The following is a 20,953-nucleotide window of genomic DNA, read 5'->3' on the forward strand; positions in this document are numbered from 1 at the left end:
AAAAGTGTAAGCATTAGCCGATGATAGCCTGAACGCCCTCGTTCATAGCCTGAACTGCCTCATCGATTGTTGAAGACTCTGTCATGATGAGATCATGCTGCTCGTTGAGAACTGTCTCGATCTCTGATGACTTGTCATTTGCAGGCATCTCAAGGTATGTGTGAGATGTGATGAGAGCTTCCTTGGAAGTATCGTCCTGAGGGAAACCATCCATAGATGCGATGGCTGAAACGATGTTCTCGTTTGTCATAGCAGGGATATTGCCTGTCTCGGCAAGAACCTGAGCACCCTTCTCTCCTGTTACGAACTTGATGAAGTCCCAGGCCTCGTCCTTGTGAGGAGCAGATGTAGGAAGTGCAAGAGCTGTGATGGTTGCAAGTGTTGAACCTGCCTCTACACCCTCAGCGTGAGGATACTTAACCATGCCCCAGTTTGTGCAGTCTGTGTACTCGCCTGACTTGATCTTGTTGATGAGAGTTGCGATGAACCATGAACCCATATTCATCATGGCAACATTACCCTGTGCAAATGCATCGCTGTAGTGAAGACCCTGTGTCTTAAGCGTTGCATAATCCATGCAGACACCGTCCTGCTGCTGCTTGAGAACCATCTCATAGTATGGCTTTGTGAAATCATAGTTGCCGCCTACGATGGTGTTCTTTCCGTCGAGGATACCGTCAAGCTGGATTGTTGATCTCCATGTGTGATAGTGAGCACCGTATACTTCGGAACCCGGTGTTGTATCTGTTACCTTGCGGGCCAGCTCATCGTACTGCTCCCATGTCATATCGTTTGTGGGATAATCAACTCCTGCCTTGTCGAAAACGTCCTTGTTGTAGTAAAGAACCCAGATGTCTGAACGGAAAGGAAGCTCATAGAGGCTGTCGTTGATAGTTACCTGATCTGTGATTCCGCCGTACTGCTTAAGATCGATTCCTGCCTCTTTGATCTTGTCATTCAGTGGTTCAAGAACGCCCTTGTTAACGAGTGTCATGTAACCCGGAACATCCTTGATGGTAACAACGTCGAAATCTGAACCTGAACCGGAAAGCTGTGTTCCGAGAACAGTTGAATAGTCTGTTGAACCAAGGTCCACCATTTCAATGTTTACATTTGGGTGCTCAGCCTTGTAAGCATCGATAAGCGGCTGATAGTAAGTGATGGATGATGCATCCCAAAGTGCCCACTTAAGTGTTACGGCTTCTCCGCCTGCTGCTTCTGTTGCAGCTTCTGTAGCCTTCTCTTCCTGTGCCTTTGTTTCGGCGGCAGCTGCTGTTGTTGCGGCAGCAGCTGCGGTTGTAGCAGTTGTTGAACTTCCGCCGCAAGCTGCAAGAGATGTTGCAGCCATGGATGCAACAAGTAATGAACTAACGATCTTCTTCATGTTTGTCCTCCTATTGTCGGGTTATTATAACCCTCTTTGATTTTTTGCCGGAACCACGTACAGTCTTTGATACGACTGTGTCCAGTGGGTCAATGTCTACACTCTCTTGAGTGTTTCCGGCACATTGCCTTAAGTCTGAATTTATTGTAGAATTTCTCTGTTTTTAACGGAATACAATTTTTTCAGAGTAATTTTGCTTTTTTTTAGCAGGTTTTTAAAAGATGTATTTTTATTTGAAAAAGATGTAGAAAATTTCAATTCGGTTCTTTTGGCTACATTTTTTGATATAAAAGACTAAAACGAACTTATAAAGGACAGAGATCGTATGAAAATTGGTCCGGATATAAATAAAAGATTCAGTTCCATAAGATTTCAGATTGTGGTGTATTCCATGGGATTTGCCATTCTGATATCTCTCATGATCACAGCCATCAGCTTTTTTTACATTAGAGATAATCTGAGACGAAATGTGAGGCAGACTGCTCTTAGCAGCCTGCAGCTGTTAGGCTCGGAGATGGATAAGTCACTGGATAATGCAACAAACTTTGCGCTTTGGACCACCATAGACAGTACCATAAACACCTACCTTAACAGGATGACAGCGTCGGGGAGAACTTCATCCGGAGAAGAACCACTGACTTATGAGGAGCAGCAGGAGAAAAACAGGGTTGAGAGGCGCCTTGCCCTTTCCACATGGGAGCATTTTAATGATGAATATAATGCCATGGGACGTACAAGGCATATTCAGAGAGTTCTGGTGAGCACCATGGATGGCAGACATTATCTCCAATCCATAAAGAATGCAGCCATCACCTCTTCTACCGGTGTCACAGGAAAGATAATGTCTACCAATTACTTTTATCAGCTTCTTGATGCGGATGACTTCCGGTACTTCGGATTAAAGCAGAGTCCTGTCAATGCTCATTCAGAGGACAGCATTATCCCTATGGTGAGACCTATACAGTCTTCATCCTCCTCTGCCATTGTAGGCTTTGTTTATATGGAACTGTCACCCACCATCATTACATCCATCTTTAGTGATTACAGACTTGAACAGGATGAAAGAGTCTTTGTGTCCATAGGTGAGGGTCATAAATATGAGTATAAAGAGGGCAGGCTCACGGAGTGTTCCGTGCCTGACGGGACTGTAAGTTACAGACTCAGGAACAAGGCATTTACACTGTATCTTCTTCCGTCACAGAGAAGCATGAACATCAGGATGAACTTCTATATAGCTGTCATCGGACTCATGGGATTTTTCATTATATGTATCGGACTTCTGCTTTGGTACCGTATGAATCATGTGATAAATGTTCCTATAACTAAGCTTCTCAAAAAGCTTGACAGGATAGGCAAGGGAGATTTCACCCGTGACGAGTCCATAGAGTGGGATTCGGAGCTGGGAGCTATAGGCGGAGGCATTAACACCTTGGCTTTGAATGTACAGAATCTTATGGAAAAGAAGGTTCAGGATGAGAAGAAAAAGCAGGAACTGGAATATCAGATACTTCAGTCCCAGATAAACCCGCACTTCCTGTACAATACTCTGAATACCATCAAGTGGATGGCCACCATTCAAGGGTCTGAGGGCATCGCTGACATGTCTACCGCACTTTCACGACTCCTCAGGAATATCTCAAAGAGCAAGGAGAATGTCATCAGCCTGGAAAAGGAGCTTCAGCTGGTGAAGGACTATTTTACCATCATGAAGTATCGTTACGGCGGCACCATTGAGCTTGAATATGACATAAAGGATGAGTCGCTTCTGAAGGCTTCTGTGAACAGATTTTCACTTCAGCCCATCATCGAGAATGCTATCTTCCACGGTATCGAGCCTAAGGGCGGAGCCGGGAAGATAGTGCTCTCGGTTTATTTGAAAGATGATAGAGCAGCAATGGAGATTGATGCTGTGAACCGGGAAGTTAATGATGACAATGTTTCCGGCAAGAATTCTGTTAATGAAAAACATACCACTGAAAAAAGCGGTGATTTTGTCAGAGAAAATCATACTACTGAAGAAAGTGGTGAATCTGCAGGAATGGATTCGGATACAGTATCTGAAAGAAATACTAAGGAAAGAAAACTTCTCATCATCGAGGTCAAAGATAACGGTGTCGGCATGACTCAGGAGCAGATTGAAAAGACTCTTTCGGGTGAACTGGAAGGGGCTGATGATTTCTTCCGCCACATAGGAGTTGCCAATGTCTCTCAGAGGATAAAATATACCTTCGGAGAGGAATACGGGCTTTCCATTGAGTCGGAGGTTTCAGAGTATACTGTGATGAGATTTACGCTTCCGTTTGTTGAAGCGGAATAAGATTTCTTTATCAGGCTTCTAAATATCATTTGCGGGTGATCAGTCAGAATCGTTGTAGAATGATGAGATACGGATATCTATAATATAGAGCTGTATAATAAATGAAAAGTCTTTCATGAAATAAAAGGTTCTTTAAGGTGTGGTTTTCGGACGCTATCAAGTAAAAAGCGTCCCCCAATGCCAGTAGGGCTATCAAATTTTCGGTGAAATTCGATAGCCAATACATGTAAATATAGGAATGTTAATTTATGTATAGAGTTTTGATTGTTGATGACGAGCCTCTGGTTCAGGTGGGGCTCAAATCCATGTTACAGGGATTTGAAAATGTTGAGGTGATAGGTTCTGCTTCCAACGGAAAGGATGCTCTTGATATCATAGGGGCACAGAAACCGGACATAGTTATCGCGGATATCAAGATGCCTGTTATGACAGGTCTTGAGCTGCTTGCTGAATCCAGTAAGAATTTCGGACCGGTGCCGGCATTTATCATGCTGACAGCCTATGAAGAGTTTGATATGGTCCGTAAGGCCCTCTCCTATCAGGCTGTTGATTATCTTGTGAAGGTGGAGCTTGATAAGGAACAGCTGAGTGAGGCAATAAAGAAAGCTGTCGCCCGTGTAAATCAGGTGAGAAAGCCAGCTGTTCAAAAAGCTCCGGAGCTTTCACAGAATGCGGATACGGTTCAGCTTGAGGAACTGAGACAACGCTTTATGCTGAAGCTTTTACATGGAGAATTTCCGGATGAAGCTGCTCTGAAGCATGAAGCAACTAATGTCAGAATGGATTTCAAGTTTAACAGATATATCGCGGCATATGCGGAGATCGTGCTTCCGGGTGACAGTAAAAAACATCAAAACTGTACCTTTGATTCATTATCCCGAAATGATGCGGATATTGAGTCAGGGGATTTTGAAACAGATGAGAAAAACACTGATGATATAAGTGCTGTGAAAGGTAAATGGCCGGGAGAAAGCCCTGATAAAAGCGGATATCATGCAAATGATATTTCTGAGAAAGTTATGGAAAGTGAAGCTGACCGAATGATAACATTGTACCGCTCCTGCCTTTCCATGACGAGAGAAATCGTTGAACGCTACGCCCCCTGCTATCTTGTGTCAAATGATATCGAACACTTTACAGTGATTTTCTTCTTTACTGAGAACACTCCGGTGGCGGAAAGCATGACCCACATTCAGGAAGCGGTGGAAAATGCCCATACCATGATAAACAATTATTTCAATGTTTCTCTCCGCTTTGGTATAGGAACTGCAGTCTCCTCTCCCATGGATATACATACCACTTTTGAAGAGGCTAAAACTGCTGAAAAAGAAACGGATAAGGATGCGGCCATCAGACTGTTCAGCCACATCGTGGGTGCAAACCGCCGTTCCGGAAAAGATAAGCTTATAGCTATGATTCAGGACTATATAGATGAGAACCTGAAGGGAAAACTCCAACTTAATGAAATTGCCGATGCCTTTGGTCTTTCCCCGGCATATCTTTCAGTTCTCTTCAAAAAGAACACAGATATAGGTTTTTCCGAGTACGTTTATACGAGAAAGATCGAGCATGCAAAGAAAATGCTCCTCTCTGATGATATGAAGGTCTATGAAGTGGCGGATGCCCTCGGATTCGAGTCCGCCTACTACTTCTCAAAGGTCTTTAAAAAGGTGACGGGAGTTTCCCCCAGGGAATTTATTCAGGCAAAAAGTGAGGGATGAAAATACCCTATAGAAGGATGTGTCAGAACTTGAGCTGGGTATTCTTAAGTCCATAAGAAAATTCCTGGATAATGGCGGCACAGAGGAAATGGCCAGAAAACTCCTTGATGCTACAGACGAGCAACTGGAGATGGCCAAAAAGTTGAAAGTCTCGGAGTAAGAGGAAAATCAAAATATGAAAAAGAATTTACAAACCTTGGCACTGACAATGATTTTTGCAGCTACACTTGGGGCATGCGGTACTTCAGCAGATATTCCGGAAGCCGTAACGGAACAGGCAGAAACAACAAAGCAGATTGAAAAAACAGAAGAAGCAGTAAAATCAGTTATCACGGAGACATCCGATCATTCTGAATCTGCGGAAAGTGAAGAGAAAACCGGCCCTGCCGGAAACGAGCTTCAGAGTATCCCTGAGACCATTTTAGATGCTTCAAGCAAGTCCGGGACTGATGCTCCCGATGAAGGTGAACACATTCCCGTGGATGTTTCAGAATGTAAAACATTTGATCAGGTAATCTCTAAGCTTGCAAAGGATATGGGCTATGCAAATGTGAAGCTTGGAAATACGGATACTCTTTTAGTGGCATCAAAGACCATCAGCTTCGGGGAAAAAGAAACTGTGGAAGCTGTTGATGCTGATATTTACATGGCAGATGGGGATAAGATTCTGTACTGTGGTTATGTGACATCCGGGGGTTCGGCAAATCCCCTTGCTGTTTCAGAGGGATATCTCTATGCTGTTTCTCATCATTCAACAAAAAAGTATACCGTTACAGATGACGGAGTACTTGCGATTGATGAAGAAGTAACTGAAAAGTTTGATAAGGCTGGAAATGTTTCATACCATAGCTATTCGGATATTCATGTTCAGGATGCGTGTGAAAACGGTGTTGTGGAATATGATGCACCTTTACGGAGATTAAACAAAGAGTACTCAGATTCTGATGTTATTGAGTTTACTGTTGTGAAATAAAATAAACAGCAAAAAACCGGGCTTTGTGAGGCCCGGTTTTTTATTTTAGCGATATTTATATTTGAATCTCAGTGCATTTGTGAATGGTGATTTGGATTTTATTTATGTAATGGTGTCAGCTATATTACTCAAACTACTACTATGTATTTAGTGGTTACTCATATTTTATAAGTATGTTTAGCTTTCGGTTAGGGGATTAAATATATACTGATGTTCAAATTTGCCTGCATTAAAACCTAAAACCATTTTTGTACCGCTGCAGGTTCCGCTGGCTATGAAGCTGTTGCATTTTGCCAGAAATCTTAGCGCATAGAAATAATTGACAGTAATGTCCTCGAGCGCCGCCTCATAAGCTTCTCCTGTCCTCTTTTCCTTTTCAAGATCTTTGATCAGATGTATATTTTTGAAATCCGATACTGAAAATCTCTCCTGTGCTATCACACGAACTTTATCTTTGCCAAATTCGGAGAATATGGCATCCAGAGCATCATTATCTTCGGTTGCGAGAAAAATCTTGTCAAAATGATACTCTTCCATGAATTCTCTGATCTTAGGGATCAGTATCTTTGCGGAAGCCTGCTTATGGTTTGCACCAACTTCCGTTAGCTTGTAATCAGTTCCTCGGATCAGAACACCCAGTACCTTGTCATCACCAAACACCGCCTCATAGTATTCATCAATCTGATTATTGAATTCATCATCGATAACCGTTTCCTTTAACGGAATCTGCATCATTTGGAAGGTCGGTATGACATACAGCTTGATAAAGTCGGCACAAATACAGGTATTGTCCTCATTTGCATCTGACGGCCTTTTCTTAAGAACAAAATATCTGTTCAGCATCTCATCGCTGTATCTTGAACAATGCTCTTTCAGGAAGCATTCAATGCCGAATCCGGCAAGCAATGCCTCGATTTTGTTATAGGTATCCAGGATTGCTCCGATGCCGATGATTTTATCGAACTCTATTTGGCAATACTTTATTTTTGACAGGTCTTTGCCATCTGCAAGTCCCTGCACGAAAAATATCTCGCTGAAAAGAGGAATGGAGTGATTTTTTTTCACATCTCCCATGTATATACCGATCACAAAATCCTTTGTGATGATCATAGAGTCCTCGCGGCCTGGAAGCTCTTCTACTATGTGTACATTGGCCATATCAGACATGAACAGGCTGATTCGGGAATCCGTTACGTAGACATGCATATCAAGCTTTAATGCTGCGAGCTTTGCGATCACAACCGAGTACTCAGTTAATTCCTCAATCTCAAGGGAACCAAAGCGTTTTATCAGTGACAGATTCAGGGTGCGGTCATCATTTTCGTCGTAATTGTTGAAGTTGAAAAACAGCTCGGAGAAACCATTGTCCTGAGCGCCTTTGCTGGTCTTTATCGTGTAATTATTGTCGATTTTTTGGAGATCGTACAGCGGCTGATCATCCTTGTACACATGGCAGTATTCCAGCTGCTTTCTCAGTGCTTCATGAAATACATCCTCACCATGGCTCAGTTTGTCTCCGGCTTTCTCGCTGTCAAATTCCAATACTTTGTACATCGTATCATTCCTTTCTGCCAATGTATCTCTAAGAGATACTGTATAACGTTATGATCTATATCGACGAAAGTGTCTAATACGATTAGTTTAGCATAGTACCGGGTTATAAAACTACAGGACATTCCTGCACAGTGACAGGCACCAATGGTTCCCTAAGCTTTCAAAGGATACGGGCTATGCCTATGTTAAGCTTGGTAATAAAGATACTCTTTTAGTTGCATCAAAGATCATCAGCACAGGGGAAAAAGAAACTGTGGAAGCTGTTGATTCTGATATTTACATAAAAAATGGGGATAAGATTCTGTACTGTGGTTATGTGACATCGGGAGGTTCGGCAAATCCGCTTGCCGTTTCAGAGGGATATCTCTATGCTGTTTCTCATCATTCAACAAAAAAGTATACTGTTACAGATGACGGAGTACTTGCGATTGATGAAGAAGTAACAGAAAAGTTTGATAAGGCCGGAAATGTTTCATACCATAGCTATTCGGATATTCATGTTCAGGATGCATGTGATAACGGTGTTGTGGAATATGATGCACCATTACGGAGATTAAATAAAGAGTACTCAGATGCAACAGTTATTGAGTTTACTGTTGTGAAATAAAATAAACAGCAAAAAACCGGGCTTTAAGAGGCCCGGTTTTTTAAAATATGTCTATTCCACTTATAAAAAAATCCGAGAAAACAAGCAATATTACGTCAGATGTTTATGGCTTCAGCGATATTTATACTTTGCTCTCAGGGCATTATTACTTGCAGTTATAAATACCTGAAGATCTGAATACAATTGCTTGATAGCGACATCAGCATTGCCAGAATTAAAGAAATAATAGTCTTCATAAAGATTAGCATATGTAGTGTAACTATTTCTGCCGTTAGAATTATAGTAGTCTTTAAGGGCAAAATAATACGCATAATAGTACGGGAAATTATTTTGGAAATTATTGGCTACATCAGTTCCGAATACCCATTCATAGCTGTTCCCGATACCGGTACTCATAAGTATCAATTCTTCACTTGGAGTTTGGAGCTTATATAAAGCCCACGCCCCCAGTTGATATGCTTCTGTCTGAGTATCATGTTCGATCTGCGGGTTAAACCAGTTTTCTTTCCTGAAGGGGACTAATATGTCTTCTTTAACTAAGCCGTTTAAAGGGTCTGCACTGTTAAGATAGCTGCTGTATGCAAAAGATGAGATAGCGGTTAAACAGGATAAAAGAAGTGTTAAGAAAAAGATTTTAAAACGACTTTTCATAGTAATAACCTCCTTTTTTGCTATGGAATGCTGAATTTACGGGGAAATTCAACATCCGTACTTGTGTCTTTAGGTTTTAGACAAAAAACCATCCGGCTCAGCGGGATTTCTGAACGCTTTTTCCTTGATTGCGTTCAGAAACCTATGCTTTATTGAATTTATCCTTTCCCTGTTTGCATTTTGGGCACTTCCAGTCATCCGGAAGATCCTCAAAGGCTTTTCCGTCATGTTCTGCAGGATCGTATACATAGCCGCAAACGGAGCAGATATATTTACCGGTTGCTTTTCCCACGGAGATCTCTCCCACGGGCTTAGTCTCCGGAGGATTGTCGAGATATATGACTTTCTTTTCTTCAAGGTTTTCATAACCAAGGGGCGTATGGGTTGAAAGATATACGGTAGGATTGTTTCTTATGAACTCCCGAACAGCATCAAGGGTCACTCTTGCTGCTTTAACATCCTCAAATACAATGGACAGCTTGTTTTCATAAAGGGCTTCATCCGTATATGTGACATCTCCATGGATCATGTAAAACAGATCCCCATCTTCCACGATCACAATGCTGTTGCCTTTTGTATGTCCCTTCGCTTCAATGAACCAGACGCCGTCTGTTATTTTCTTTGAAGCAGGAAAATTTTTGTAAGCCCCGTCAGTAAAGTCCACGGGTTCAACATTGGAAAAAGACTTAAGTTCATCAGCCATACACTCTTCTCTTGCAGCGAAAATCGTGGCATTTGGAAAAGCCCGCAGTTCCCCTGTATGATCGGCATGCTTATGGGTGATAAGGATTTTTGTGACCTGCGCAGGCTTATATCCTGCATCAGCAAGGGCGTCTACATAATTGCCAATCTTCTTTCCCATATAGATCATGGTTTTCTCATCCGGAACCTGTTCCGGCATTTCAGAAGGCACACCGGTATCCACAAGGATGACTTCGTTTCCTGTGTCGATTACATAATTCTGGAGGCTGGACCGATACTTCATGGTTGGATCGATTCCCTCCATTCCTTCCCCGCCAAAAGCAAAGGCCTTTGTCATATATCCGTTTTCAAATAGTTTTACTGCTTTGATGATCATAGTGTTCCCTCCTGTGTAATAAAGTACTATCCTCGGAAATCTGTCCAAATGGATAGTCGGCTTCTTTTTCGGAAACATTAGACATAAAAAAACAGTGGCTTTGATATGAAGGGATTTTTTATCCGGTCATACCATAAGCCACTTTCATTGAAGATTAATCTTTATTCTGTATCCTTTGATGACAATAAATCATTTGTGAAGTTTGTCTGGATTTTATTTTTGTAACGATGTTCGATTTATATCACAGTTCAGCAGGGACACAAGCCGTTCCGAAAATAACAACTGAACTGTTACCGAACAGCAACTACCTTTTTACTTTATCTCGATGTAGCTAGGAGCTTCGATCTGCTTTACTTCCTTCTTCGGAAGGTCGATCTTGAGTATACCGTCCTCAAACTTTGCTGCTATATCCTGTGGTGTGAAGTCATCGCCTACATAGAAGGTTCTCTGCATGGAACCGCTGTAACGCTCGCGGCGGATCACTCTGCCCTCTTTATCTTTCTCTTCTTTGTTGTCGTTATGTGCTGCGCTTATCTTAAGATATCCATCAGTAAGCTCTAACTTAACATCCTCTTTCTTGTAACCCGGAAGCTCGACTGCCATCTCATAGGCCTTGTCGTTTTCTTTGATGTCGGTTCTCATGAGACTTGCAGTCTGTTTGTTCTGTGCAGACTTTGAATAAAAGTCTCTATCGAAGTCACCGAAAAGGTCATCCATTAAGTTCTCACCAAAAATACTAGGCATGTACAACATATCAATTCCTCCTTTGTATTATCAGATTCATGAAGATAATGTTTTGGTTTCGTTGCTTCTCATATGAAGATGTGAGTGTTTTAAATCCTTAACTCATCGTTATATGAGAAAATCAAAACCCTATCTTTTGAATCCCTCTTTTTGTTTACAACTATGTTATAGTCTTATTGTTAGCACTTGTCAACGGTGAGTGCTAACAATAATTATAAATTTTTTGTAAACTCATAATAATAGAGACAGCCCTTCAAGAAGTTCGGGCCCCCTTTAATGATCAAAAAACAGGCCGGCACAGGGGAAAGCCCCGATGTACCGGCCTATGTAAAGCAATACTAGAATGTGAGTGGTCTATATCGGACTCCTTCGCACTCACACTTATGTGAAATTACTTGTGTTTCATTTAAAGAATCCGCGGTTAAGAAGTTCTCCAAAAGGATTAAACGGGGAGCGAGGTGTCAATGCTTCAGTTATGATCCTTCGTACAGATTTCATCTTTGTTTCATCATCCTTTATGGCATCAACGTACTTTAACAGTTTGAACTGTCCTTCCATATCTATTCCAAGGGTTTCATTGTACTTCTTTGAAATAGCACTTATGGAATCATAAGCCTGCTTCAAACTGCGTCTGTTTTCGATTGCAGCGCTTATGGTCTTTATGAACTCTCGCTTTGTAGTCATGTCAGACAGCTCATAAATAGCTTCACGATTGTCGAAAATCTTGTGGGCAATATCACCCTCGGTGGCAGTCCAGCCATATTCTTCGGTCAACAGATAAACAGTTTCTTTTTCTCCGTAATAATACAGTTCCTTATCCCGGACAATTGCTAAAAGACCTGTATGCGCCTCTGTGAAATAATTCTTAATCAAAGTCGGATCATTAAAAGGAAGTCTTACTATGCATAAACCGTTTTCGATACGCTTGGACTTTACGGCCATCGTTTCAAACTCATTCCATCCATTCTCGTCATAACGGTACAGAGCGGCATCCCTTGCCATATCTCTGATGGCTTTCTCGATTACTTCCATGCTGAGGGATCTCTTTTGTCCGACTCTGATCATTTCCCGGGCATGTCCTACAGCCTGAGCTTCCAGGAGTTCTTCTCTTGCATTCAGAGGATTCATGAGAAGTGAAGCAGTTTGAGAAATGACACTGCTATCTTCGGTCTGAACAATTGAAAGTGTATATGACGGTTCCGGACCTTCAACGCCCACTCCGATATTTATGGCGTTTCGGTAAAGTGACAGATATGAGCCGATGGTATTGTTCTGCCAGGTGATAGCGTCTCCGGTCTTTTCAGGTTCAATGTCAAAAAAATGCACATTCGCATAATTGTTATAGGCATTCTTCAACATTTCGTATGCAATCATGTTATACATACTGTTTTTGGCAATGAAAACATTAACCTTTTTGCCCACCTGTATGTTTTTTATGAAATCTGTTCTGAGCTTCTTATTATTGTTGTTTCTGATTTCATTTGCAAGATCATCCATATCAATCTCGATGGAGGGCCTTGCTTTTATATAAGCATACAAATCCAGACCGGTCTGAGGAACTACAAAATACTTCACACCTTTGTTTTTGGATTTTTGAAGGTCGGATGATAAGACCTCCATCATCTTTTCGATTTCTTTTTTGTTATCTTGAGATGTATATTCGCAGGATAAAAAATCCGTCACTTCATTTTCACCGTCTTTTCTGGTGGTGACGGACATGATCAATGTACTGGTGGGGCCATCATCCCTTGTGGTTATGGCTGAATGGGAGTCAAAGGTGCATAAGAGTCGGCGCTCCAAAGAACAAAGCTCCATTGCATTTTCTAAACCGGATGCAGTTATGTTCCTGCTGATGTTATCGTCATCTTTGATTGAATCATCGTTTTTTTTGTCAAATAAGTTTAACATACTATCCTTTTTGTGTGATGAGTTTTACCGCGAGGTAAAAATGTTTTTCTGCAATTGTAATTCTGTAATACTGATGTGTGCATTATTGCACTAATTTAATTATAGATTTATTTTTCTTTTTTTCAATATCGACAAAATGAAAAGAGGAGGAAGAAAAGGCAGGGCTTAAATAATGGAATATTGCACAAAAAATTAATTGAAAATTGATGTAAATTAACGCCTCTGGTTATGAAATGAGATATAAATCATAACCAGAGGCGTTTTTGAAATGATTATGTAGTTTTAAGCTTGGTGTGCATCCATATGTTATGGGTAGCTCTTATATGAATCGTAAGAGCGGCTGTCGATTAAATCTTAAAGACATATCACTCGCGTCTTTGAACAGGGAGAAAAGGGTACACTAACCAGAGACAATAGAAGCATCGCTGCCATCGTCTTATAAATATGCTTTTTCATCATTACTTTTAGTAGCTTCTTTAATCGCACTATGTTTTATGTGAAAATCAAAGATACATCATTTACTGAAGCAGTAAGTTGAACCCTGTAGCAGGAATGCTTCCAGGTTTCTCCGAGACGGGGATCTGTTATGGGCAGCTCTTCTATTTTTATGTCTGAGAAACCGAAGGCTTTTATCTTTCCGACATTGCCGATCCTTAGGGTTCGTTCAGAGCATGCTGTATCACGGCAGAGTTCTTCTGGCTCCGGCTTTTCATAGCAAATTATATTTTCCGTGAATTTCAGCTTTCCATCGTAATGATCATTTATGACTACCGGAGCATTGCGAGATTCTGTGTCGATAGAAATATTGTTTACAGGCTCTGAGGAAGTGTCTGTGTTTTTTAAGAGCCTGACAGAACGCGTTAGTTTTCCGTCCAGCCCTGAGTATGCATCCTGAAGCTCCATTGAGAGTTCTGAGCTTTTTTCATCCATGCGGCAGGAAACATTGACAGCGCAGTACTTCTCTCCGTCATGCTCCATGATGATGTTTCCATCGCCGTCGCAGAAGCTCGGCAGGTTGTGATACTGCGACTGCATGGTCCAGATATCGTAGCGGTCTTTTGAAAATGTCTTCTGAGTGTAGCTGCCTACGCCAAGATCGATGATGAATGGCTTACCGTTTTTGTAAAGAATGAAGCTGCCCACGTCGTTATGGTTATGGGAGTCGGCATTGTCTCCGGCCTTGACTGCCAGAACATAATGCTTATCCCGGGCTACCATAAGGCCCGTGCTTGGAAACCAGGCATCGGCTTTTTCGTGCTCGCAGATTTCCGGAGTATGTTCCATCATCTTCCTGTGGCACCGGGCATTCAGAACATGATACCAGAGGTTCTCTTCCGATGGATTCAGGCGCTCTGTCCAGGATTCCGATCTGTAATCTTCTGCGGCAAAATCACACATGTTGGTATCGTGTATGAATGCTCCAAAAAGATATTCCCTGGCACCCCGTCTTCCGGCTTTAGGGGAACAGTCTGCAAAGTTTATATAATATTCCCCGCCCACATGGACCTTCATAATATATGTAGCGATGTTTTTGATCTTTTCTGTCTCAGAAGAAAACTCCTGTTGGAAATCGGGAAAATTCTCAGATGAATCATGTGTATTTAAACCAGCAACCAAATGGTGGCTTCCTGCAAAATCACTGCCGGTAATCAAAGAGTCAGATTCATTAAATTGTGAACTATTATTATCTGACTGATGGAGATTCCCTTTCCTTTCCGAGATACTTTTCAGTATACTGAGGCACCCGAAAAGACAAAGCCCTGCGTGGCTGTAATACTGGGCTCCTTCATCACAGCATCCGTCCATTGCATATTCCGAAAGGAAATGATGAACTGATTTAACAGCCGAATCATAAATCTGATGCAGGTCTTCAGGTGTAGGTAAAAGATGCTTTGTTTCCCAATCAGGCGGATTAACTCGACCATCTTCATCAGAGAAACGTTCTGACAGTTTCTTTGATGACATTACACTGTTACTGAAAGCAGAAACATCACTTAACTCTGCATTCACATCATGAGAAGACATGATACTGTTGTTAGAGTCCGTGTTGCGGGAAGACTCATGAAATATTGATTTCCTGGTATTTCCGTTTTCCTGTGCTTCTTTTTTTGAGGATATGACATCTGAAAGGATGGCGGGCTCTTCCCCAACAGGTCTCGTAAATGCAGTCAGAAGTACATTCTGTGTTATCCAGGGAGTCCAGTTGCACATAGGCTCAAGTCCGTTGCCCATCCACCAGAAATGAAATCTGAGATACGGATCGAGCACTCTTTCGTGGAGTGCGTTGTCTATAGCTGCAGATATAAAAGGGCTTTCGTTTGAAAGCGCCGGACGAAGCAGTTCCTCCGATACGGAAAGTATCGCTGCAGTTTCTCCGGAGAAGAGGTCTACCACTGGTCTTCCTGTGTCAGGGATGGTGAACTGCTTCGTATCTCTTATGTAGCTGTTGTGAGCAGGAAGGCACCATGTAGTCTCACCAAGTATCAGATAAATCCCATCGATTATCTTTTGGAGAAATCTGCCATTCCCTTCTATGCACTCGCCCATGACGAGAGAAGTAAGCATCCTGCGCCGGGTAAAGTATTTGTCCTCAAATTCAACACGATTCCCGTCTTTTGAGAATCGGAGATAGTCTGACATGAGTATCTCAGGCCAGTCTCTTTCATATGCATCTTCCGCCAGCTTCAGACGTTCATGACGATAATCCTCAGGAAGACTTTCCCAGAATGAACGCTCTTTGATATCAGGAAGATATAGTGGATCGAAGTCAGAAAGACCCAATGGCATATCCGGGATGGTAGTTTTATATTTTGATGAAAGCATAATAAATCCTTCGTAAAAGAGTTTTCTTTATTGCTGGTATATAGATTCTTATAAAGAGTCTTAGTCAGCACAATGGAATTTCAATTTCTCCAAACACTTAATCAATGCCGGAGTACTCCGTTCCAAACACCTTTATCTGTGTAAGGGCCGGGAAAGGACTGGGGTCCGAAGATTTTATGAGATTGCACAAAGTGAGGCCTGTAACATTGTCCTCTGCAACTTTAAATTTCTGTGCACTTCCGTCTGCCCTCTTTTCAAGCTTCAGTATCTCCTTTTTACCGTTTGAAAAGAGTACAGTTCCTTCCGTCCACCAGTTATCATGAGGAAAGTCGCAGCGTTCATAGATCCAGATCTCCCGGATGTTCACGGGACGTCCGAAATCGAGCCTGAACTCTGCGTCATCTCTGCAGTTTATGCCCCAGGACTCGTATGGCCATTCTCCATGGGAGCCGTGGGCAATGTTTCCGTTTATGGCATTGGCGGCAGCAAAGACTGACTCACCACGGGTTTCGATATTGGCGCTTGAGTGGGGATAGACACCTATATCATCATGGGGATCAAAGCTGTTCTCTGAGAGATTTCTGTATATCATGACCTCATGAGCCCCGGCTTTTCGGATGCTTACCACATGGCGGTTTCCGGAGAATGTGAGAGGATTTAGGTTTTCCCTCTTATCGTAAAAGGGAACCGGATAAAGCAGCTCCTCTTTTGTGACGTAAACCACGGAAGGGTTAAGTACGGCATCAAGCTGCATAACATAGAACTTCCCGGGGTCAAGGTCGGATATATGTATAACATCCCCCTTCCTGTACTCTCCGTTAAAGGAAAGTACGGCCTCGTCGATTCCGTTCGCTGTGTATTTAGGGATATGATCCCAGTCGTTATATATTGAAATATTCAAAGTGGCCTCCGGAAAATAAGATATCGGAAATCAGTTTTCTCTGTTGATAAAATCCGATATCAGAGATTTAGGGCAATAAAAAACTGCCCTTACTGTAATTGTATAAGGACAGTTTTTTTATACCATGTAAAATTTTTTCTAAATAATGTTAATTATTATACTTGATAAGCTGTGCATCTTACGAAAAATGCCAATACCTGCCTTGTCAGATCAGGCACTCATCCCGCAAAAACTATTCCGTCGAAGAGCTCTTCGATATCCACACCGTCCACAGTCTGAGGCCAGTCGGAATTGTCGATATATATACGGGCGTATCTTCCGTCTTCTGTTTCGGCATCAACCCAGGCAAAGCCGTTGGTGCGCTTTGGTTTAAGGACGGTTCCCTTAGGAAGCTTTTCGTCTTTTCCGTTATCGATTCCATCCGGTGTAAGTTCATCCATGATGCTCAGAGTCAGATCCTTTTTCAGGGTGAGCTCATTGTCGGTCTGAATCCACCACTCTTCGGTCTTCGCCAGAGGCCTTCCATCTGTATCAAGCTCGTAATGACGGAAAATTGAGAAGGTGCTTAAAAGAGCTGATCTTGTGAACATGATGAAGTCATCAGGGTCTGTAGGGGTTACGGAATAGAATGATCCGTCCATACTATCCTCTACCTTGGATGCCTTTTCACCGTTCAGGTCATAGATGCTTGTGAACTCATAGTCATTATCCGTTTTGCTGCGGACATAGAGGAATGCCTTACCGTTCTCATACATAAGATATGGGAATACACCATAGGTATACATGATGGTATCTTTGAACTCTTTGCCATCAAGAGATATGGTCAGGTCGTAGCAGTCATCCATGTAGTCGCCCTGAGCAGTTTCCAGATCAACTTTAAACGTCTTTGGAGAACCATCTTTTGCTACGAAGGTGTAAGGTGTAAGTGTGCTTACCTCATAAGCATAACTCTCTGCTGTTTTAATGAAGCGAGAGTCGATGATATCCTTACACTCCTCAAACGGCAGTACAGCTTCCAGAGGACCAACAGCGTATGGTGTCAGCTCGTAGGCTGCAAATGACACAACCAGTGAGTCATAGGTCAGATTGTAGGTAAGAGACATGCCGTCTACTTCATCATACATGTCATTGAGGGTTTTATTAAGGTCAGGATCAAACAGATCCTTATCCAGATCGGGATAGGTTTCATGAAGCTTTTTATCAAGAGCATCTATGAAGGCATCCCTGTCAGTAACAACATCGGATATCTTCAGAACCTTTCCGGTTTCTGAATCTATGTTGTAACAGTTAAAAACGGTATTCGGATGTGGGCCGCCCATGAAGGTATATGTGGTATCTGAAATACTGAATACGACACTGTCGGAACGAGTGACAGTAGTATCTGTGTCAACAGAGTAATTGTAGTCGTAGGCGTCCTCCGACTTATCATCAAACCTCGGGTCATCCTTTGCAAGTTCTCTGCATTCCTCTACTAAGGCTTCAAAGTTTTCTTTTCTATCCTTGTTGTAGGCAGAAATGCTGTCTGACAGTTTTTCGTAGAGCCCCTGATACTCTGAAAATTCACTGTCCTCGTAGAATCCGAGTTTAATTGAAGGATAATGTCCTATGGCTATAAGTCTTGAGTCATCTCCTGCCTTTGGATCCATGTAAATGTAATCGTAATTCAGCTTACATTCAAAGCCGAGCTGCTCTATCTTGTCGGCTGCGTCCGGTTTTTCATTTTCTCCGGAAGCAGTGGTTTCCTCTGCCGCAGTGGTTTCAGCAGCTTCGGTTCCTGTTGTTGTGGATTCCGGAGCCTCCGGCGTATTCTGCGCTCCGCAGCCTGAAACAATAAGAGCCAGGGATGCGACTATTGCAAGTCCTGCAAAGTTTTTTCTACTCATAATATTCTTCCTCCTATATATCACATCATAACATCAAATCAGAATAAAAAAATTAGAAGTTGTTTTAGAAATCATTACAAAAGAAGAAAAATCCTTCTGCGAGGATATAGCCCACAGCAGGGCTGCGGGCTATTAAAGAAGGGGTATAAATATTTATGAAAGAGTGGATGTTAGGGTGCATCCGCTTTATCATCTGTTGTGCACTCTTGCAACTAAAGGCTCGATCTGTTCAAGAGCGTTGTTCAGATCCTCGAAAACGAAGCCTTTCTTTGTGATGTTGGTCATCATGGTCTGTATGTCGGCCTCAACCTTATCATAGTAGACTGCAGAGTCACGTACATTGGCAGCAACCATGTCGATGTTTCTGTTGCAGTCATCAAATACCTGGAGCATCTCCTTGTTGCCGTTTGCGATGTCATCAGAAACAGCGTTTATACTGTCAACCACCGCATCGGTCTCATTGACCTGAGTCTGGGATTCATCGATAGCCGCTCTTGTATTGATGATGGCGTCCTTAAGCTTCAGGTTGTTTGAATTAAGATCGTTCATACTTCTGTCAATGGAACCAACGATCTCCTGAATGTTCTTGGAAAGTTTGTTTACTTCGGTAGCAACAACTGCGAAGCCCTTTCCTGCCTGACCTGCTCTTGCAGCCTCGATGGAAGCATTGATGGCAAGGAGATTTGTCTGGCTGGCGATTCTGTTGATAGCACCAACATTTTTTGAAATCTCGGCAAAGCTCTTTTGGAACTCTTCAAAAACCTGTTCAACGGCTGAAATGGTCTCGTAAACGTCATTGGACTTCTCTCTGACCATGTTCATACTGTTGTGAGATTCATTGACGGTAGATGCCATCTTGGAGATGATGCTGTCAAATCTGTCCACGATCTCCTGAACCCTTGAAAACTGGGTCTGGAAAGAGCTTACTGAATCGGAAATATCATCGGATTTCTGACGCACTATGTCGAAGGAATCCTGAATGCCCTGAAGATCATCAGAGGTCTTGGTTTCCTCATTCTGAAGCAGCATTTTCTGCTTGAGAGCATATTCACCTATGGACCTGAGGCCTTCAAGTTCGTCCGTATGGAATGATCTGCCAGAGGAAACGCTTGAGGTATCCTGATTATTTTTTCCAAATGCAAACATCGTATATCCTCCTTATCAATCAAATACGGCAACGACCATGGTCTGGTTTACATGCTGGTTATCTACCTGTTCACCGCCTCCGATGTTTCCGATGTGCGGTCCCAACGAAGCCATATTCTGAAGAAGTGTTCCGAAAAAGCCATTACCGGTATACAGCAGATATCTGTATATGCAGTTTACGGATATGAGAAGGGAAGGTCTGTTTACTTCCGACAAAATCTCCCTTACAGTATCCTTGTTAATGGCGTCATAGTCGTTTAACTGAAGTATGGATACTGCATCGTTTACATTAAGTCTCTTAAAGAAGGTCAGCGAGTTTCCGTCCTTTAACTCCTTTTGCGATGCGATAAACACCTGATCCCCTACTATACGGCCGAAAGGATGTTCGAGAACGCTGTCAACAACCTTGTCCACAGGTACCTGCATCTCGTTGCTGTAGACATTGGCAACGGGACGATGATCAACTTCAAACACCTGCTTATCCTTAAGATTGACCTTGGTGACCTTGTGCATGGGATGACCATCCATGGCACCGTATGCGATCTCGGAATATACCTTTACTCCACCGTTTGTATTTTTAATAAGCATATATGCACAGGCATCGGGATAAAGCTGTCCGTTTACAGTGACAGCCGGTGTGGCATTTGCGGCATAACCGAACTCTGTACCGCCAACCACATGAATTCCGGTATCCCCCAGTGCGATGTTAAGTGTTGTTGTGAGACGCTCTTCATCATTGGTGCAGTATTCAAGAAGGAGGGTATTGTCTCTGTTTCCGTTTACAACACGTATACTTTCTTTAAGTGTGGCAATGTCTGCGGCCGGGCAGGTTGACAGGTTTCTCATTACGCCTGCATCAAGCACTGCATCCCCTGTGATGGCTGTTACGATAAGATTGTGATCGGAGTACTGCGTATTGTAATAGTTTATTCCGCTGACACCGATGGACTGTGCTCTGGGATATTTCTTTTTAAGGAGTGTCGATATATCGGCAAGGCGATCATGATCAGTCATGATGATAAGACCGATAGGATTGGTTATATCACGAGTTGCTTCATCAACAGCGGACCTGGCATCATGATTTGAACTATAGCCTACTTTACTTTGCATAAAAACCTCCTGAAAACGAGCAATAGTGTGAACTGCTCTTTGTTATGCACATCAGGCGTTATAATATAAGCGCCCGGGATTTGACGATGATCAGAGAACATTAACGACATTGTCACTTTAAGTCACAATAGTTCTATCGGCAGAATTAAATAA

Annotated in this window: 16 protein-coding genes; 5 read left to right on the forward strand and 11 right to left on the reverse strand. The window is 42.4% G+C overall.

Annotated elements, in window-relative coordinates:
- Positions 1-13 precede the first annotated feature (13 nt).
- Positions 14-1,384 carry an ABC transporter substrate-binding protein gene (locus T515_RS02785; RefSeq protein ID WP_036607351.1) on the reverse strand — a complete coding sequence of 457 codons (1,371 nt, stop codon included), beginning with the start codon at positions 1,382-1,384 and terminating at the stop codon, positions 14-16.
- A gap of 325 nt (positions 1,385-1,709) precedes the next feature.
- Between T515_RS02785 and T515_RS16315 the strand changes: the two genes are divergently transcribed.
- The 4 genes from T515_RS16315 to T515_RS02800 all read left to right on the forward strand — a co-directional run bounded on the left by T515_RS16315 (position 1,710) and on the right by T515_RS02800 (position 6,395).
- Complete coding sequence (locus T515_RS16315) at positions 1,710-3,701, forward strand: sensor histidine kinase (protein WP_051671367.1); 1,992 nt, start codon at positions 1,710-1,712, stop codon at positions 3,699-3,701.
- Between the two features lie 248 nt (positions 3,702-3,949).
- Positions 3,950-5,422: a response regulator gene (locus tag T515_RS16320; RefSeq protein WP_051671368.1), complete on the forward strand. Its 1,473-nt coding sequence runs from the start codon at positions 3,950-3,952 to the stop codon at positions 5,420-5,422.
- Between the two features lie 19 nt (positions 5,423-5,441).
- Complete coding sequence (locus T515_RS17315; protein ID WP_155988242.1) at positions 5,442-5,582, forward strand: hypothetical protein; 141 nt, start codon at positions 5,442-5,444, stop codon at positions 5,580-5,582.
- A gap of 15 nt (positions 5,583-5,597) precedes the next feature.
- Positions 5,598-6,395, forward strand: a complete 798-nt coding sequence (locus T515_RS02800; RefSeq protein WP_036607353.1) for a hypothetical protein — start codon at positions 5,598-5,600, stop codon at positions 6,393-6,395.
- 177 nt (positions 6,396-6,572) lie between these two features.
- Here the strand turns inward: T515_RS02800 and T515_RS02805 are convergent, their stop codons facing one another.
- On the reverse strand, positions 6,573-7,949 hold the full coding sequence (locus T515_RS02805) for a hypothetical protein (protein WP_036607356.1): 1,377 nt from the start codon (positions 7,947-7,949) through the stop codon (positions 6,573-6,575).
- 253 nt (positions 7,950-8,202) lie between these two features.
- On the opposite strand from T515_RS02805, the gene T515_RS02810 reads away from it, so the two are divergent.
- Positions 8,203-8,556 carry a hypothetical protein gene (locus T515_RS02810; RefSeq protein WP_036607359.1) on the forward strand — a complete coding sequence of 118 codons (354 nt, stop codon included), beginning with the start codon at positions 8,203-8,205 and terminating at the stop codon, positions 8,554-8,556.
- A 111-nt stretch (positions 8,557-8,667) separates the two neighbouring features.
- On the opposite strand, the gene T515_RS02815 is transcribed toward T515_RS02810, so the two are convergent.
- The 9 genes from T515_RS02815 to T515_RS02860 all read right to left on the reverse strand — a co-directional run bounded on the left by T515_RS02815 (position 8,668) and on the right by T515_RS02860 (position 20,800).
- Entirely contained in the window at positions 8,668-9,207 is a 540-nt protein-coding gene (locus tag T515_RS02815) for a hypothetical protein (RefSeq protein ID WP_036607363.1), read from the reverse strand.
- A gap of 142 nt (positions 9,208-9,349) precedes the next feature.
- Positions 9,350-10,285, reverse strand: coding sequence for an MBL fold metallo-hydrolase (locus tag T515_RS18550; protein ID WP_036607366.1), 936 nt, complete (start codon positions 10,283-10,285; stop codon positions 9,350-9,352).
- 312 nt (positions 10,286-10,597) lie between these two features.
- On the reverse strand, positions 10,598-11,035 hold the full coding sequence (locus tag T515_RS02825; RefSeq protein WP_155988249.1) for an Hsp20/alpha crystallin family protein: 438 nt from the start codon (positions 11,033-11,035) through the stop codon (positions 10,598-10,600).
- 396 nt (positions 11,036-11,431) lie between these two features.
- On the reverse strand, positions 11,432-12,937 hold the full coding sequence (locus tag T515_RS02830; RefSeq protein ID WP_036607372.1) for a hypothetical protein: 1,506 nt from the start codon (positions 12,935-12,937) through the stop codon (positions 11,432-11,434).
- A 492-nt stretch (positions 12,938-13,429) separates the two neighbouring features.
- Positions 13,430-15,760, reverse strand: a complete 2,331-nt coding sequence (locus tag T515_RS16325; RefSeq protein ID WP_051671369.1) for a heparinase II/III domain-containing protein — start codon at positions 15,758-15,760, stop codon at positions 13,430-13,432.
- A 97-nt stretch (positions 15,761-15,857) separates the two neighbouring features.
- Positions 15,858-16,661, reverse strand: coding sequence for a hypothetical protein (locus T515_RS02845; protein WP_051671370.1), 804 nt, complete (start codon positions 16,659-16,661; stop codon positions 15,858-15,860).
- 218 nt (positions 16,662-16,879) lie between these two features.
- Positions 16,880-18,544, reverse strand: coding sequence for a DUF3298 and DUF4163 domain-containing protein (locus tag T515_RS02850; RefSeq protein WP_036607375.1), 1,665 nt, complete (start codon positions 18,542-18,544; stop codon positions 16,880-16,882).
- Positions 18,545-18,733: 189 nt separating this feature from the next.
- A complete protein-coding gene (locus tag T515_RS02855; protein WP_036607377.1) occupies positions 18,734-19,690 on the reverse strand; it encodes a methyl-accepting chemotaxis protein in 957 nt (318 codons plus the stop codon).
- 15 nt (positions 19,691-19,705) lie between these two features.
- Entirely contained in the window at positions 19,706-20,800 is a 1,095-nt protein-coding gene (locus T515_RS02860; RefSeq protein ID WP_036607379.1) for an FIST N-terminal domain-containing protein, read from the reverse strand.
- Positions 20,801-20,953: the final 153 nt, after the last annotated feature.

Source organism: Oribacterium sp. P6A1 (assembly GCF_000702885.1).
In the GTDB taxonomy this organism is placed as follows: Bacteria; Bacillota; Clostridia; order Lachnospirales; family Lachnospiraceae; genus Oribacterium.

Coding starts and splice junctions, on each gene's coding strand:
- T515_RS02785 (WP_036607351.1), bottom strand. CDS start 1,384: ATGAAGAAGATCGTTAGTTCATTACTTGTTGCATCCATGGCTGCAACA.
- T515_RS16315 (WP_051671367.1), top strand. CDS start 1,710: ATGAAAATTGGTCCGGATATAAATAAAAGATTCAGTTCCATAAGATTT.
- T515_RS16320 (WP_051671368.1), top strand. CDS start 3,950: ATGTATAGAGTTTTGATTGTTGATGACGAGCCTCTGGTTCAGGTGGGG.
- T515_RS02800 (WP_036607353.1), top strand. CDS start 5,598: ATGAAAAAGAATTTACAAACCTTGGCACTGACAATGATTTTTGCAGCT.
- T515_RS02805 (WP_036607356.1), bottom strand. CDS start 7,949: ATGTACAAAGTATTGGAATTTGACAGCGAGAAAGCCGGAGACAAACTG.
- T515_RS02815 (WP_036607363.1), bottom strand. CDS start 9,207: ATGAAAAGTCGTTTTAAAATCTTTTTCTTAACACTTCTTTTATCCTGT.
- T515_RS18550 (WP_036607366.1), bottom strand. CDS start 10,285: ATGATCATCAAAGCAGTAAAACTATTTGAAAACGGATATATGACAAAG.
- T515_RS02830 (WP_036607372.1), bottom strand. CDS start 12,937: ATGTTAAACTTATTTGACAAAAAAAACGATGATTCAATCAAAGATGAC.
- T515_RS16325 (WP_051671369.1), bottom strand. CDS start 15,760: ATGCTTTCATCAAAATATAAAACTACCATCCCGGATATGCCATTGGGT.
- T515_RS02850 (WP_036607375.1), bottom strand. CDS start 18,544: ATGAGTAGAAAAAACTTTGCAGGACTTGCAATAGTCGCATCCCTGGCT.
- T515_RS02855 (WP_036607377.1), bottom strand. CDS start 19,690: ATGTTTGCATTTGGAAAAAATAATCAGGATACCTCAAGCGTTTCCTCT.
- T515_RS02860 (WP_036607379.1), bottom strand. CDS start 20,800: ATGCAAAGTAAAGTAGGCTATAGTTCAAATCATGATGCCAGGTCCGCT.